The 14,635-nt window shown below is 66.8% G+C and carries 11 protein-coding genes and 1 riboswitch; of the genes, 6 read left to right on the top strand and 5 right to left on the bottom strand.

Annotation, left to right across the window (positions count from 1 at the left end):
• The first annotated feature begins 58 nt into the window (after positions 1–58).
• Positions 59–1,228 carry an MFS transporter gene (locus FPY90_RS10770; RefSeq protein WP_498680901.1) on the top strand — a complete coding sequence of 390 codons (1,170 nt, stop codon included), beginning with the start codon at positions 59–61 and terminating at the stop codon, positions 1,226–1,228.
• Positions 1,229–1,251: 23 nt separating this feature from the next.
• On the opposite strand, the gene FPY90_RS10765 is transcribed toward FPY90_RS10770, so the two are convergent.
• Both FPY90_RS10765 and FPY90_RS10760 read right to left on the bottom strand, forming a co-directional pair.
• Positions 1,252–2,811 (bottom strand): amino acid permease, encoded by a 1,560-nt coding sequence (locus tag FPY90_RS10765; RefSeq protein WP_498680900.1) that lies wholly within the window; start codon positions 2,809–2,811, stop codon positions 1,252–1,254.
• 662 nt (positions 2,812–3,473) lie between these two features.
• Positions 3,474–5,219: a bifunctional metallophosphatase/5'-nucleotidase gene (locus tag FPY90_RS10760; RefSeq protein WP_498680898.1), complete on the bottom strand. Its 1,746-nt coding sequence runs from the start codon at positions 5,217–5,219 to the stop codon at positions 3,474–3,476.
• Between the two features lie 536 nt (positions 5,220–5,755).
• Between FPY90_RS10760 and FPY90_RS10755 the strand changes: the two genes are divergently transcribed.
• Complete coding sequence (locus FPY90_RS10755; RefSeq protein ID WP_498680897.1) at positions 5,756–7,069, top strand: hypothetical protein; 1,314 nt, start codon at positions 5,756–5,758, stop codon at positions 7,067–7,069.
• Positions 7,070–7,159: 90 nt separating this feature from the next.
• Here FPY90_RS10755 and FPY90_RS10750 read toward each other — a convergent pair whose 3' ends face one another.
• Positions 7,160–7,705: an OsmC family protein gene (locus tag FPY90_RS10750; protein WP_498680895.1), complete on the bottom strand. Its 546-nt coding sequence runs from the start codon at positions 7,703–7,705 to the stop codon at positions 7,160–7,162.
• A 41-nt stretch (positions 7,706–7,746) separates the two neighbouring features.
• Positions 7,747–7,865, bottom strand: a riboswitch (SAM riboswitch).
• Positions 7,866–8,180: 315 nt separating this feature from the next.
• Positions 8,181–8,684, bottom strand: a complete 504-nt coding sequence (locus tag FPY90_RS10745; protein ID WP_498680893.1) for a MarR family winged helix-turn-helix transcriptional regulator — start codon at positions 8,682–8,684, stop codon at positions 8,181–8,183.
• 242 nt (positions 8,685–8,926) lie between these two features.
• Here FPY90_RS10745 and FPY90_RS10740 point away from each other — a divergent pair, with 242 nt between their 5' ends.
• Positions 8,927–9,361 carry a VOC family protein gene (locus FPY90_RS10740; protein ID WP_498680891.1) on the top strand — a complete coding sequence of 145 codons (435 nt, stop codon included), beginning with the start codon at positions 8,927–8,929 and terminating at the stop codon, positions 9,359–9,361.
• Between the two features lie 99 nt (positions 9,362–9,460).
• On the opposite strand, the gene FPY90_RS10735 is transcribed toward FPY90_RS10740, so the two are convergent.
• Positions 9,461–9,781: a DUF2249 domain-containing protein gene (locus FPY90_RS10735; protein WP_071214051.1), complete on the bottom strand. Its 321-nt coding sequence runs from the start codon at positions 9,779–9,781 to the stop codon at positions 9,461–9,463.
• Between the two features lie 228 nt (positions 9,782–10,009).
• On the opposite strand from FPY90_RS10735, the gene FPY90_RS10730 reads away from it, so the two are divergent.
• From FPY90_RS10730 to FPY90_RS10720, 3 genes are read left to right on the top strand one after another with little or no spacing between them, the layout of a single operon-like run.
• Positions 10,010–10,624, top strand: a complete 615-nt coding sequence (locus FPY90_RS10730) for a helix-turn-helix transcriptional regulator (protein WP_498680889.1) — start codon at positions 10,010–10,012, stop codon at positions 10,622–10,624.
• The gene (locus tag FPY90_RS10725) at positions 10,621–11,898 is read left to right on the top strand and encodes a DUF8744 domain-containing protein (protein ID WP_498680887.1); all 1,278 of its coding nucleotides are present in this window, start codon (positions 10,621–10,623) and stop codon (positions 11,896–11,898) included. Before FPY90_RS10730 ends, FPY90_RS10725 begins: the two co-directional genes overlap by 4 nt.
• Positions 11,898–14,606 (top strand): multicopper oxidase domain-containing protein, encoded by a 2,709-nt coding sequence (locus tag FPY90_RS10720; RefSeq protein WP_498680885.1) that lies wholly within the window; start codon positions 11,898–11,900, stop codon positions 14,604–14,606. The genes FPY90_RS10725 and FPY90_RS10720 overlap by 1 nt, the downstream gene beginning before the upstream one ends.
• The last annotated feature ends 29 nt before the right edge of the window (positions 14,607–14,635 follow it).

Here is a 14,635-nt window from a genome sequence, read left to right as displayed (position 1 = left end):
GGAAAATCCGGCAGCCGACAGTCCGCTCAAGGTTCTGCGGCCGGCGTCCCGTGGGTTCATGTTGCTGTCGTTACTCGCCGTGATTCTGGTCGGGCTGAACCTGCGTGCGGGCATCACCAGTGCTTCACCGCTTTTCCTGGACCTGCAGGAATTCCTGGGCTATGGCCCGTTCGTCACGGCGCTGCTGCCATCGATCCCCACCCTGGTTTTTGCCGTCGCCGGGATGGCGACGGCGTGGCTGGCCCGGCGCCTTGGCCTCTCCGGAACGATACTGCTCGCGCTGGGCGTGCTTGCCGCCGGGCTGGCATTCAGGGCATTGCCGACCACGTGGGCATTGCTGGCCGGAACGGTGGCGGCCATGTGCGGCATTGCGCTGTGCAATGTTGCCATGCCGTCGTTTATCCGCGAGAACTTTGCCCAGAAGACCTCGATGATGACCGGTCTGTACACGATCACCATGTCGGTGGGTGCTACCGCCGCCTCGGCACTGAGCGTCCCCCTGGCGGTGGCCGCCGGCTCGCCGACCATGGGGCTTGCCACCTGGAGCTTCCTGGCGGTGGCCGCCGTGCTGGCGTTCCTGCCGTTCATGGTCATGGCCCGCGCGGACCGCGCCGCCGCGCCGTCGCCATCGGGGGTCAGCCCGCTCTCGCTCATCCGCACCCGGCGCGGGATGGTCATCACCGGGCTCTTCACCGTCCAGGCACTGATGGCCTACGCCATGATGAGCTGGCTGCCCAGCATCCTGATCTCGCGGTCCATGTCGCCCGCCGATGCCGGGATCATCCTGGGGGCGCTGCAGGCCATGACGATCCCCGCAACCATGCTTTCCCTCTGGCTCGTCAACAAGCACGGCAAGCTGCGCGGTGCCTTCATCATGTGTTCGGTCATGGTCGCCGCAGGACTGGCGGGCCTGGTGTGGCTGCCGCTCTCGTTCGCCTGGCTGTGCGCGGTGGCCATGGGAATCGGGTTCTCCGTGTTCCCGCTGGTGCTGCTGGTGATCTCCTACAGCGGGGACACCTCCGAAGAAACCACCGCAATGAGCACCCTGGCCCAGGCGGTCGGGTACCTGGTGGCCACCAGCGGGCCGTTCGGCATGGGCCTGTTGTACTCTCTCAGCGGCGACTGGACCTTGCCGTTGCTGCTGCTGATTCTCGTTGCCGGAATCCAGCTCTGGCTCGGTGTCGTGGCCAGCGGCTATCGCCGGGGAACCCCGCAGCGCGTGCAGTAGGTTCCCCGGCCGACGAGGCCGGGCTACGCCTTGGAGGCGAGCTCGTCTTCGACGTCCTGCGGCGCGGCCAGGTCCATTTCGAGCAATGGCACCACCTTGGACTTGGTGACAAAGCGGTGGACGAGCCACAGTCCCAGGAAGATCGGCAGGCCGATGTAGGAGGAGAGCACCTCCATGCCCCGCCCGGCAAGGACCGCCTCGTAGTTCTGCCCGGCGATCACCAGGATCAGCACCGCGAACGCCAGCAGCGGCCCGATGGGGAAGAACGAAGCGCGGTACGGCAGGTCGCTGACCTTGTTGCCCTGGGCCAGGAAGCCGCGCCTGAAGCGGTAGTGCGAGATCGCGATCCCGGCCCAGACGATGAAGCCACACAGGCCCGAGACGTTCAACAGCCAGGCGTAGGCGGCGCCCTGGCCGACGATGGCGGAGAGGAACCCGAAGAGTCCCACCGCGGCGGTGGCCAGCAGCGCGGGAATCGGCACGCCGCGCGAGTTGGTCCGACCGAAGATCTTCGGTGCCTTGCCGTCGTGGGCCATGGAATAAAGCATGCGTGTGGAGGCATACAGCCCGGAGTTGCCCGCCGACAGGATGGCGGTGAGGATGACCGCGTTCATCAGCGCCGCGGCAAAGGCAATGCCGGCGCGGGAAAAGACCAGGGTGAACGGGGATGCCGCGACGTCGGCCTCGCCGGAGGCCAGCAGGCTCGGGTCGGTGAAGGGGACCAGGCAGCCGATGATGAAGATGGCGCCGATGTAGAAAATCATGATGCGCCAAAAGACGTTGCGGATGGCCCGGGGGACCTCGCGCCGGGGGTTCTTCGCCTCGCCGGCGGCCACGCCGACCAGCTCGGTGCCCTGGAAGGAGAACCCGGCGATCATGAAGACCGAGATGATCGAGACCCAGCCCCCGTGGAAGACGTCCTCGCGGTTTTGCCAGTTGCTCAGCCCGGGGGAGTTGTCCCCGAGGATGCCGAAGATCATCAGCACCCCGGCGATCAGGAAGAGCACCACGGCCGCGACCTTGATCAGCGAGAGCCAGAACTCGGATTCGCCGAAGGCCTTGGCCGAGAGGGCGTTGAGGCCGGTGAGCACGAGCAGGAATACCCCGGCCCAGACCCACCCGGGCACCGACGGGAACCAGAAGTCCATGATGATCCCAGCGGCGACCAATTCGGCGGCCACCGTGATGGCCCAGTTGAACCAGTAGTTCCAGCCGATCGCGAACCCGAAGGAGGGGGAGACGAAGCGGGTGGCGAAGGTCTGGAAGGAACCGGCGACCGGGATCTTGGCTGCCATCTCGCCCAGGGACTGCATCAACAGGAACACCATCAGGCCGACCAATGCGTAGGCGACCAGTGCGCCGCCGGGGCCGGCCTGGGAGATCGTGCCGCCGGAGGCGACGAACAGCCCGGTGCCGATCGCACCGCCGATGGCGATCATCTGCAGGTGGCGGCTGCTGAGCCCGCGCTTGAGTTCGTTGTCCGGCCTGCCGGGACCGGTGTCGGCCCCGTTGGCCAGGGAAGCTGCCGGTTGCGCCGTTGCAGCCGGCCGGATTTCTGTTGAAGTTCTGCTCATGGATGTCATGCAACACCACCCGGGGGCATCGATGCGACCCGGCTCACATTCGGGCCACGGGGTGCTATCGGCACCGGTCCGGGCAATGCGCCCGGGGTCGCCGTGCGGTCGACGGCGAAAGCCGGAAAGGAAGCCGTTTTGGGAGCCGGGGGACAGTAGCGCACGAGCTGCGGCGGTGCGAATCCGGGGCCGTGAGCCACAGATGATGGAACGAATGACCTTACTCTTGCGTGTCTCAAGACACAGCGTTGCTGATGCACAGACGGCTTCCCGGCGAATGGTCTAACTGGATCAAGACCATGCCACAGTCGTTGACCTGGAGTCTGTCGGACTCTGATGAGCCGTCTTCAAGCGCCGGCCAAGGGCCCCTGGTCATGAAGGCGACGCCGCTTTTGATGATGCGGATTCGTCCTATTATGACGCGTAATTGTCACAAAAGGGGAATCGTGCCAGCCGTTGGGCCCCGTCGGCGGGCGGCGCCCGCGACCTGGCTGGTGGCTCTGGGAAGTTCCGGGATCTGCCACGGAGGATTCCGGGTCCCGATGGCTGCAGGGGAGGTGTCTGGCCTGGGAGTCGCCGGGTCCATGAAGGTGGAATTCCGCCGTGCCGAATGGTCTCGGCAGGCAAAAGCGACCCTCCGCCGGGTGGAGGCTCGCTTTTGCCTGCCCTGTCTACTGGGCGACCTGCGCCCGGCCCAGCGGCGCAGGATCAACCATCGGGTGCGCCTGGAAGTACTCGATGCCGGCCACGAGGTCGATCTGGCCCGAATCGGCCACGTTGGCGCCCTGGGCGAAGGTGAAGAAGTTGTCTCCGCCGGCGGCCAGGAACGAGTTGGTGACAATGCGGAACACCGCGTCGTTGGCGACGGGTTCCCCCTGGTAGCTCATCGAAACGATGTGCTCCCCGCGCGCCGCATTCGGGTTGTAGGTGTAGCTGAAGCCCCCGGAAATGCCCAGGTGCAGCTTGGGTCGGCTCGCGCCGTCGGGCTGCCACTGCTCCTCGAGCACCGACTTGATCTGCGCGCCGGTCAAGTCCATGGTGAACAGCGTGTTGCCGAAGGGCTGCACGGAAGCCGCATCCTTGTACGTCACGGTTCCGTCCGTGCCGTAGAGCAGGTCCGCGCGCAGGCCGCCGGGATTCATGAAGGCGATCTGTGCGGGGACGCCGCCGAAGTTCTCGTTGGACGTCGCCCACAGGTGCATGTCGGCCACGAGGTTGCCCAGGGAGGATTCGACGCCGCGGTCCGAGCCGTTGGTTCCGCCGCGGAGGATGCTGGCGCTGATGTTGCCGATCTTCTGGGCGCCGACGACCTCGGCTTGCCGACTGGCTGCCTCGACGATCTTGGCGACCCCGGGCACGGCTTCGAAGCGCGGCACCGTGGTGCCGTCGGAGGCGATGGTGGTCAGCGAGATCAGCCCGCCCTCAAGGCCGGTGACCTGCTTGTGCTTCTTGGAGACGGTGATCTTCAGGGTATCGAGCGTGGTGCCGTATTGGTGCGCCTGGAGCACCGGGCGCTCAAGCCCCTTGGCCCAGCCCTGGACCGGGTAAGCGCAGGAGTAGCCGATGTGGGTGTGGCCGGAAACGATTCCGTCGATCTCTCCCGAGGCCTCGCGGACCAGGTCCCCGTAGGCGGTGTCCTCGGTGCCGATGCTGGCGCAATTGCTGCTTGACGAGCCTTCGTGGGTGAGCAGCACCAGCACGTCGGCCTCGCCGTTGGATTTGTCCCCGTCGCTCAGCTGCGCGGCGACCCGGTTGGCCGCCTCGACCTGGTCACCGAAGTCCAGTCCGGAGATGCCGGCCGGGGTGACCAGCGAGGCGGTCTGGTCTGTCACGGTGCCGATCAGGCCGACGGTGACGCCGTTGAGCTTCTTGAGCGTGTATTCCTTCAGCGCCGGGGTCTTGGTTCCTTTCAGGTACACGTTTGCGCCCAGTGCGTAGTCGGCCCCGGCTGCAGCGTCCCCGTTGCCATAGCGGGGGATGACCCGGTTGAGCAGGTCGTCGAAGCCGCGGTCGAACTCGTGGTTCCCGACCGCGGAGGCATCAAGCCCCGCGGCCTTCAATGCGTCGATGGTGGGGTTGTCCTGCTGGGAGAAGGACGTGAAGGTGGAGGCACCGATGTTGTCGCCCGCCGAGACGAAGAGCGTGTTGCGGTTCTTGGACTTGTAGTCCTTTACGGCTCCGGCCAGCACTGCGGCTCCGGCCTCGGCGCCGTTGGCCTCGATGCGGCCGTGGAAGTCATTGATGCCCACCAGCTCGATGGAGGTGGACGGCGCGTTCTCCTGCTTGCTGGCCTGTCCCTGTGCGCTTGGGTTCTCCGGGGCGGCCGTGGCCGGCCCGGCTACGGCGGTGGATGCCATGAGCGTGAGTGCTGCGGCCGCGACCAGGGCGCTGCGCCGCATTTGATGTTTCTCGGACACGTGGTTCTCCCTCAAGAATAGTGACGAGTGGCGTGTTCCCGTCCGATGGCGCAGGCCGGGGGCACGTGGGGCTGATACTACCGAGCGGATCCACCAAGTGAAAGAGTTCTTTGATGCTTTTTGGATCCCCGGGCGCGTGCTGGGAGGAGGAGCGGACCAGGGCCTGCGACACGATTCGATCATGACCACGGAAAACGCGGCAAGCAGGCCGGAACCGGAACCCTTTGAAAAGCTCCACAAGGACGGCAGCCCGTGGGCGCGCGGCTTCATGCTGGAGGGGGAAATGCAGGGGATTGGGAATGGTTCAGGGTCGACGGAACACGCATGCGTTCCGGGGCCATGGACCGAGGTCGCCAGGTGGGGATCTGGACCACGTACGACAAGCCGGGCGTTCCCTACAAGGAGACCGACATGGGCAGGTAGCCGCCTCCGGCGCCCGCCGGACATGGTGCCGCCCGCCCTTCTGCGTGGCCGGCGGGTGGGATGCAACAGATTCGCTTTTGCGAATGATTCTCATTTAACTTACTGTTGTCGCCATGTCACATCACAAAACACCCAACAAGCCCCTTGCCCTTGCCCATTCGACTGTCCGTCTCAGGCGCAGGCGGTGGGGAGCGCTGGCGGTCCTGGCCACCGGGACGCTGCTGGCCGGATGTGCCTCCGCGGCCCCCGGCACGGCCGCACCCGGAAGCGAGGCCGCGCCATCGGCCCCGGCTCCGGTGGTGTCCGAGGCAGGCTCGGCCACGCCGCGGCTCGTGCTGACCTACGACGGGGGGCTGCTGGTTGCCGATGCGCGCGACGGCTCGGTCCTCTCGGAGCACAAGCTTGCGGGTTTCAACCGCGTCAATCCCGCGGGCGACGGCCGCCGGGTGCTCGTCTCCACCGCCGGGGGATTCAGGGTCCTGGATGCCGGGGCCTGGTCCGAGAAGCACGGGGAGCACTCGCACCACTACGTCTCCGAACCGTCGCTGACCGAGCTGGTGTTCCCGGCCGGGAAGCCCGGGCACGCGGTGGTCCATGCCGGGCACACAGCCCTCTTTGACGACGCCACCGGCAAGATCAACATCTTCGAATCCGCCAAGCTCGCCAACCATGAACTGCCGCGCACCGACGACGTTGCACTGCCCGAAGCCCACCACGGCGTGGCCGTGCGGCGCGGGGACGGGACGCTGATGGTCACCGACGGCAATGCCGAGGCCGTCAACGCGGTGAAGCTGCTCTCCGCCCCGGACGCCGGACACCGACGCACCACGGTGTCCGAGTCCACGCAGTGCCCGGGTGTCCACGGCGAGGCTGTCGCCAAGGACGAGGCCATGGTGGTGGGTTGCGAGGACGGCATCCTGGTCATCAAGGGCGACAAGATTGCCAAGCTTGACGCCCCGGACGCGTACGGGCGGATCGGCAACCAGGCCGGATCCGCGGCCTCCACCGTGGTGCTCGGGGACTACAAGACGGACAAGGACGCCGAGCTTGAACGCCCGCGCACCTTTTCGCTGACGGACACCGCGTCCAATTCCCTGAAACTCATCGACATCGACTACAGCTACTCGTTCCGCTCCCTGGCCCGCAGCGCCTCGGGTGACGCACTGCTGCTGGGCACCGACGGCAAGCTGCACGTCTACGACGTGAAGACGGGCAAGGAAAAGACGGCCATCGCGGTGGTCGAGGCGTGGGAGGAGCCGGTCGACTGGCAGCAGCCGCGTCCGGCGGTGCACGTTTCCGGCCCAATCGCCTATGTCACCGAGCCGGAAAGCAAGCAGCTACACCTCGTGGACCTGAAGGCCGGCAAGGTGTCCGGCACCGTCGACCTGCCCGAGGTGCCCAACGAGATCACCTCGACCGAGGGATAACCGGCACCCGGGCGCGGGTGGAAACCAAGAGCCGCGGGCCGGTGCCGATCCCCTCGATCGGCACCGGCCCACGGCCGGATCATGGTGGCGCTAGCTTGCGGTGACCAATTCGACGCTCACCGGCGTCGGGTTGGTGAAGATGTCCAGAACCGGGCAGTGCTCGTCCACGGCAGCCTGGAGCTCTTCGTAGCGCTCGCGGGTTTCCGGGCCCTGGATCTTCACGGTGAGGCGGACCTCGCCGAAGCCGGGGCGGACGGTCTTCTCGATGCCGAACAGCCCGCGCACATCCAGGTCCGCATCGGCGTTGATTTCCAGCGAGTCGATCTTCAGGCCCAACTGGTGCGCGTAGAGGCGGTAGACCACAACCTGGCAGGAGATCAGCGCGCCCAAGGCGAACTCGACGGGGCTGGCTGCAACGTCGTCCCCGGCCAGTGCCTCGGGCTCGTCGACGATGAAGCGGTGCTTGCCGGCGGTAATCTCGCTGGAGACCGATCCGGTGGACACGCCGCTGGCCTTGAAGGTCAGGGCAGCGCTGGCGGTGTTCTGCGAGATGCGCTCGCCCCACGCGGTGCCGGCTGCGGTGAGCTTCTCGGCGCGAACGGAGTCCAGGGTGTCTTCGATCAGGGTTTCGGACATGGGAAACGGATCCTTTCGTGGTTGGCGCATGCGCTCGCACGACGCCATACTTACGCCGGCCCGGTTGGGCGGCGTCGAATCTTCACCTGGAGCACCCCGCTATGACGAAGAGGGTTGCCGTCCCGCCGACCAGGGTCGTGAATGGCGGGAACTCGTGATTCTGCTGATGAGTCTTCCCGAAGCCGCACCACGGAGGCAAGGCGGGTGCTTAACAAATCGTCACGACAAAATCGGCTTTCGTCGAACAAGTGCCCGCTGGTGCCGCGACATGAGGCTGTTTGGCGAATGGGAATGGCCGCTTCAATGGAGGTATGCGAATAATCTTCGAACTGCTCGACGGCCTGGTGTGCCGGAGACTCCGGCCTTGATGCACGTGTGGTCCTCGGTACCAAGCGGGCGCCTCTGGCGCTGGGCATGAAAGAGGCCCCGGCCCTTCTGTGCGAAGGGCCGGGGCCGGGAAATCCATGGAGCCAAGTTATTTGCCGTGTTGGGGCTGGTCGTTGGCATTGAGCCGGGCCAGCAGGTCCGAGAAACGCTTGATTTCCTCGGGTTCCCAGGAAATCAGCCGGTTGCGCAGCAGCTGGCGCGAAGCGGCGCTCGAGGCGATCACACCGGCCCGCGCCGCGTCGGTGATGCTGACCAGCATGGCCCGTCCGTCATCCGGATCCGGGACACGGGTCACCAGTTCCTTGGCCTCGAGCCACTTGATCATCCGGCTCATGGTGGCCTTGTCCACCTGGAGTTCCTCGGCCAGGATGATCTGTTGCTGGGCCTGCTCGCGGGCCAGGATGGAGAGCACCTTGTAGCCCAAGGGCTGGAGCTCCGGGTGGACGGAAGCGGCGCGCCTGCGGATGGCCTGACGCGCCTTGACGACCATCATGGAGAACTCTTTTTCCACATCCTCGATCAGCGGATCGAGTGCGGTGGAGTCGGTGGCCGATCCCGGGTCGGGGCGGGAATCGGAAAACGGTGAAGTCATGTCATTCATTTTAGTTGCGATTTTCCGCTTCGACGTCCTTGTTGCCGCGGGATTTCCCGTGGTGCGGCATCGGGGCGACCGTTGCCAAGCCCTGCTTCGAAGCGGGCGGGGCCGCGGCACCATTCGCCTCTGCCCGTTTCCCGGCGGATACCCGGCAAACATCCGCCCGCAAGGGTTCCGGGGAGCGGGTGTGCCGGGCAGAATTGCTAGTTGTTGAACCCCGCCAAACGATGGAGAACACCATGGCCACGATCCTCAACCCCTACATCAGCTTCCGCGACACGGCGCGTCCCGCGCTCGAGTTCTACCAGTCGGTCTTCGGTGGCGAGCTGGACCTTCGTCCCTTCGCGGACTTCGAGTTCGCCAAGACGGACTACCCGGACGACGACAACAACAAGATCATGCACGGGCACCTGCGTGCACCCAACGGCTTGAACCTGATGGCCGCCGACACCCCCGCTTCCATGGAATGGAAGGGAGGAACCGCCATCTCCGTCACCCTCAGCGGCGACGACAAGGAAGAATTGACAAATTACTGGGAGAAGCTCAGCGACGGAGCCAAGATCGGAGAGCAACTCGCTCAGGCCCCGTGGGGCGACTGGTTCGGCATGCTCACCGACAAGTTCGGCGTCGACTGGATGGTCAATATCGCCGGAGCGGACAGCGCCGGGCAATAGCGAACGCATGCTTGGCGCGCCGGCATCGGGCGTGCCAAGGCTCGGAGCTGTGGGGTCAGGCCGTGTCGGCCGGGCCCCATAGGTCTTCCTCCGGGGTTTCTAGGCCTTGCGCACCAGTTGCAGGCGCCAGGCCTCCGGCCCCTCTTCGAGGTAGCTGATCTCGAATGCGCCGGGCGCCCGGCTTTCGAGCTGGTCCAGCAGCGGCAGGGGGTTGTGCGGCGCCACCAGGACCAGGCCGGCACCCGCGGCAAGGGAATCCAGGGCTCCAAAGATCGTGGCGTGGCGGATCGCGTGTGGGATGGACCGGGCGTCAAGCTCCGGAAGTTCGGCATCATGATCGCCGCAGGCGCACTCGTGGGCCGCGGGTTGGGTCTGCTTCTCGGCTTCTTCCTTGCTGGAGGAGATAACAATGTCAGCCATGATGGGGTTCCTTTGATCAAGTGGGGTCTCGGTTTCCAGCGTCGACTGGTAACCTTCGAATCATTTTATTACAGTTAACTACGTGGAAAACAATCGTAGTCGCCGTCGCCTGTCATTTGCTCCCTTGGCCACCCCGTGACCGGTCCCTCGGATCGTTCACCGGCCCGGACCAGACGCACGTCTTTCGGGCGCCCGCTCTCGCCCACGCGCCTGCGGATCCTTGAGCTGTTGGAAGCGCAATCGGCCCCCGCCACGATCGCTGCCATCACGCGCGCCTGTGGGCTGCATGAAAACACCGTCCGGGCTCATCTCGAGGATCTGTTGCGCGACGGCTACCTGAGCCGCGAGCGCGCCGTCTCGGAAGGCCGTGGCCGTCCCGCATGGCTCTGGGAAGCCAAGAAACCCATCGAGCATTCGCCCTATGCCTCCCTGGCCTCCGCCCTGGCCACCGTGTTGCATGAAACAAGTGCGCATCCGGTCCAGGATGCGGTGGGTGCAGGCAAGGTTTGGGGCAGGGAACTGACGCTCAAGCAACAAGGCGAGCACCATGGCGACCGCCCGGCGGAGGCGGCCCGGTCCCACCTGGTCGACATGCTTGAAGAAGTCGGATTCGCCCCTGAACCCGATGCCTCCAACGAACACGTGGTGCTGACCCGCTGTCCGCTCATTGAAGCGGCCAGCAAGCACCCGGACATCGTCTGTGGCGTCCACCTGGGGATCATCCAGGGGGCCTTCGCAGAGATGGGACTCGACGGCTCCTCCAGCACCCTGTTGCCGTTTTCGGCACCCGGCCAGTGCGCCCTGCACCTGCGCGCCGCAGCCAGCGAAACCCCCTCCGGATGAATGCCGCCCGAAAATCCATCCAAGCCAAGCCCCGGCCGATCCCGGCACGCACCCTGTTCATGGTGCCCGCTGCCGCGAGCCTGCTGGCCGGGCTGAACGCAGCCTTGCTTCTCCTGGATTTGCCCGCTCCGCTGAACGCAGCCCACTGGAGCGAGGTCCACGGCATGGTGCTGGCCCTGGGGTTCGTGGGAACCTTGGTCGCTCTTGAACGCGCGGTGGCCCTGGGTCGGCGCGCCGGCTACCTCAGCCCGCTGCTGCTGGGGGTCGGATCTCTCCTGCTGCTTTCCAACGTGCCGCGTTACGCCGGAAAGCTGGGCCTGCTCGCCGGGATGGCGGCCCTGGTGTGGGTCTACCTGCCGATCTGGCGCCGACAGCGCGACCACTCCGTGCTCATCCAGCTGCTGGGTGCTGCACTGGGCACAGGTGCCGCGATCCTGTGGCTCGGCGGGGTGGAAATGGCCCTGTTGCTGCCCTGGCTGGCAGCCTTCCTGGTGCTGAGCATCGCGGGCGAGCGCGTGGAACTGGCACGCATCTCCACGGGTCCGCTGGCCGGAACCCGGGCGCTCCAGCTGTCCTGGCTGCTCACCTTCGCGGTGGCGGCCTCGTTGCTGAACCCGGCGTGGGGATCAGTCGGGTTCGGCCTGGTCCTTGCCGTGCTGGTGTTGTGGCTGGCCGCCCACGACGTTGCCCGCCGCACCATCCGCGCCACCGGAGCCACCCGGTTCATGGCCACTTGCATCCTCGCCGGCTACGGATGGCTGCTGGTTGCCGCTATCACCTGGTGCTTCGGATTCCCTGCCACCCGGGCCGCCTACGACACCGTCATCCACGCAGTGTTCCTGGGATTCACGATCTCGATGGTCATTGCACACTCCTCGAGCATCCTTCCCGCGATCCTGCGCCGCCCCTTGCCCTATCGCCCGATGATGTGGGTCCCGGCGACCTTGCTGTGGGTGGGGTTGGCGTTGCGGCTGTGGATCGGCAACGGACTGGGATACGACTGGGCCTGGCGCGCCGGGGGCGCGGCCAACGTCCTGGCTCTGCTGCTTTTCCTGGTCCTGGCCGTCGCCTCCGTGCTGATGGGCGAGCCCCGGCCGAAGACTGTGGCACCAGCGCCGCCTGCCGCTGAGCCTCCCGGACCCGGCAAATCCTTGCTTGCGCCCAAGTTGCTGGGCATCGGCCCGCCGGAGGTGGCAAGACCATTGCCCGACACCAACCCCGCAGCGCAACCTCCGCGCTCCGGCCTACCGATAACTCTACGGAAGCCAGAATGATGAGCAAGAACCCTTCCAGGGGCTTCTGGCCCATGCGCGATCTGCCGGTGTCCTTCTGGCTGGTTCTCCTCGTGGCTGCCACGCTGGTCCACCGCCAGATCCCCGCGCCCCGCTGGCTCATGATCCACCTGCTGCTGCTCGGCGCGATCTCCCACGCGATCCTGGTCTGGTCCCAGTACTTTGCCATCGCCCTGCTGCGCACCCCGGCCCGGCCCCATGACCGGGCCACCCAGAACTGGCGGCTTCTCATGCTCAACGCCGGCACCGTCGTGGTGGTCACCGGGGTGCTGTCCAGCTTCTGGCCCGTCACCGCGACCGGGGCCGCACTGGTGGCAGGGGCCGTGATCTGGCACGGGGTGGACCTGCTCGCCCGCATGCGGCGCGCCCTGCCTTCCCGCTTTGGCGCAACCGTGAAGTACTACATCGCCGCGGCCGCCTTCCTGCCCGTCGGGGCGGTGCTGGGCACCGTGCTGGCCCATGGCACCGGCTCGCCGACCCATGAGCAGGTCACCCTGGCCCACGCGTTCCTCAACGTCCTGGGATGGGTGGGCCTGACGGTGGCGGGAACCCTGGTCACGCTCTGGCCCACCATGCTGCGCACCAGGATCGCCGACCAGGCCGCGGCCAATTCCCGGCGGGCCCTGCCGGTGCTCATTGCCTCCGCCCTGGCCGCGGCGCTCGGCGCCGGATTCGGTCTCCTGCCCGTGGCCGCGGCGGGCCTGCTCGGCTACATCGCGGGCCTGGGCATGATGGCGTCCTCCTTCATCCAGGTCGCTCGGAACAAGCCGCCGAAGACCTTCTCCACGCTCTCGGTGCTGGGCGCTGTCAGCTGGTGGATCGGGTGCCTGGTGGCCCTGGTCGTTTCCCTGCTGGGCACCGGCGACTGGCAGGTGGTCGGCCGCCAGTTTGCCTCCATCACCCCGTTCCTGGTGGCCGGGTTCGCCGCGCAGGTGCTGCTCGGTGCGCTGTCCTACCTGGTGCCGGTGGTCCTGGGTGGCGGTCCGGCCCCGGTCAGGGCCGCGACCACGGTGCTGGACCGCGGGGCGGTGCTGCGCGTGTCCACCGCGAATGCCGCGCTGCTGGTGTGTGCGCTGCCGGTTCCCTCGCTGGTTCGGGTGCTGTGCTCGGGGCTGTACCTGGTGGCCATGGCAAGCTTCCTCCTGCTGCTCTTTATGGCCCTGCGGGCCCACCGCGGTGCCAAGGCCAAGGCGGCCGCAGGCATCAAGGCCCTGGGCTTGCCCGCCGGAACCCCGGCCCCACGGGTGCGCCTGGAACCGGAAGGGGAGCGCCCCGCGGGCCAGCGTGCTGGCCAGGCCATGGCCGGACTCGTCGCCGTGGTGCTGGCCATCGCGGTGGGAGTGGCCATCGACCCGGCGGCCTCCGGCATCGCCGCACCGCCCGCCCCTCCCGAAGCCGGCACAGCGGCACCGGCAACCACGGCCGAAACCATGACAGTGGAGGTCCAGGCCGCCGACATGCGCTTCACCCCCTCCAGCATCGAGGTTCCCGCCGGCACGCATCTGGTCATCGAGCTGACCAACACCGATGCCACCGAAACGCACGACCTGGTGCTGGCAACCGGGGCAAACAGCGGTCGGCTGGCCCCGGGCCAAAGCGCCACCGTGGACGCCGGAGTCATCACCTCCGATGTCTCGGCCTGGTGTTCGATCGTGGGCCACAGGCAAATGGGCATGGTGCTGGACATCAAGGCCACCGGCACGCCCGCGGCACCCGGCGTCGATCCCGGAGCGGCTGACCCGGGCCACGGGTCCTTGCACCAGCCGGCGTCCCAGGCCCCGTTGGCCCCAGGCGCCCCGCTAGACTTGATGGCAGAACCCGATGCGTCCTTCACCGCGCATGACGCGTCGCTGCCCGTGCTTCCGCCACGGCCGAAGGACGGCAAGCCCGTTGTCCACCAGGCCACGTTCACCGCGCAGGAAGCAATTGCCGAGGTCTCCCCGGGAGTGCGGCAAAAACTCTGGACCTTCAACGGCACCGCGCCGGGCCCGCTGCTGCACGGCCGGGTCGGCGACAGGTTCGAGATCACGCTGGTCAACGACGGAACCATGGGCCACTCCATCGACTTCCATGCCGGTGCGCTGGCACCGGACGAGCCCATGCGCACCATCCAGCCCGGCCAATCGCTGCGCTACGCGTTCACCGCCACCCGGGCGGGGATCTGGATGTACCACTGCTCGACCATGCCCATGAGCGCGCACATCGCCAACGGCATGTTCGGCACCGTGGTGATCGAGCCCGAGGGATTGCCCGAGGTGGACCGCTCCTACGTGCTGGCCCAGTCCGAGTTCTATCTGGGCGCCCAGGGCGCTGAGGTCGACACCGCGAAGCTGGCCGCGGAGAAGCCGGACCTGGTGGTCTTCAACGGCTACGCGAAGCAATACGTGCACCGGCCGCTGCCGGCCAGGGTCGGGGAACGCGTGCGGATCTGGCTGCTGGATGTCGGGCCCAACCGGGCCTCCTCCTTCCACGTGATCGGCGGGCAATTCGACACCACCTGGCTCGAGGGAAACTACCTGCTCGATGACCGCGAGGGTGGGGGCGGCGGAAGCCAGGCGCTGGCGCTCGGCGTGGCGCAGGGCGGATTCGTGGAGCTCCGGTTCCCCGAGGCAGGAACCTATCCCTTCGTTTCCCACATTATGGTCGATGCCGAACGCGGTGCCCAAGGCGTGTTCAAGGTGGCCGAATAGAGGTCAGCATTTCAACGGCTTGGGAGCAG

Origin of the sequence: Arthrobacter sp. C2, from assembly GCA_024207135.1 — a bacterium.
Classification (GTDB): Bacteria; Actinomycetota; Actinomycetes; order Actinomycetales; family Micrococcaceae; genus Paeniglutamicibacter.
The sequence above is the reverse complement of the archived record's forward strand: the minus strand, read 5'-3'. Positions and strand labels throughout refer to the sequence as shown.

What these genes read in the sequence shown, in the direction of transcription:
- FPY90_RS10755 (WP_498680897.1), top strand. Translation starts at nt 5,756, where the DNA reads ATGTCACATCACAAAACACCCAACAAGCCCCTTGCCCTTGCCCATTCG.
- FPY90_RS10725 (WP_498680887.1), top strand. Translation starts at nt 10,621, where the DNA reads ATGAATGCCGCCCGAAAATCCATCCAAGCCAAGCCCCGGCCGATCCCG.
- FPY90_RS10735 (WP_071214051.1), bottom strand. Translation starts at nt 9,781, where the DNA reads ATGGCTGACATTGTTATCTCCTCCAGCAAGGAAGAAGCCGAGAAGCAG.
- FPY90_RS10750 (WP_498680895.1), bottom strand. Translation starts at nt 7,705, where the DNA reads ATGTCCGAAACCCTGATCGAAGACACCCTGGACTCCGTTCGCGCCGAG.
- FPY90_RS10740 (WP_498680891.1), top strand. Translation starts at nt 8,927, where the DNA reads ATGGCCACGATCCTCAACCCCTACATCAGCTTCCGCGACACGGCGCGT.
- FPY90_RS10745 (WP_498680893.1), bottom strand. Translation starts at nt 8,684, where the DNA reads ATGACTTCACCGTTTTCCGATTCCCGCCCCGACCCGGGATCGGCCACC.
- FPY90_RS10765 (WP_498680900.1), bottom strand. Translation starts at nt 2,811, where the DNA reads ATGACATCCATGAGCAGAACTTCAACAGAAATCCGGCCGGCTGCAACG.
- FPY90_RS10770 (WP_498680901.1), top strand. Translation starts at nt 59, where the DNA reads ATGTTGCTGTCGTTACTCGCCGTGATTCTGGTCGGGCTGAACCTGCGT.
- FPY90_RS10720 (WP_498680885.1), top strand. Translation starts at nt 11,898, where the DNA reads ATGAGCAAGAACCCTTCCAGGGGCTTCTGGCCCATGCGCGATCTGCCG.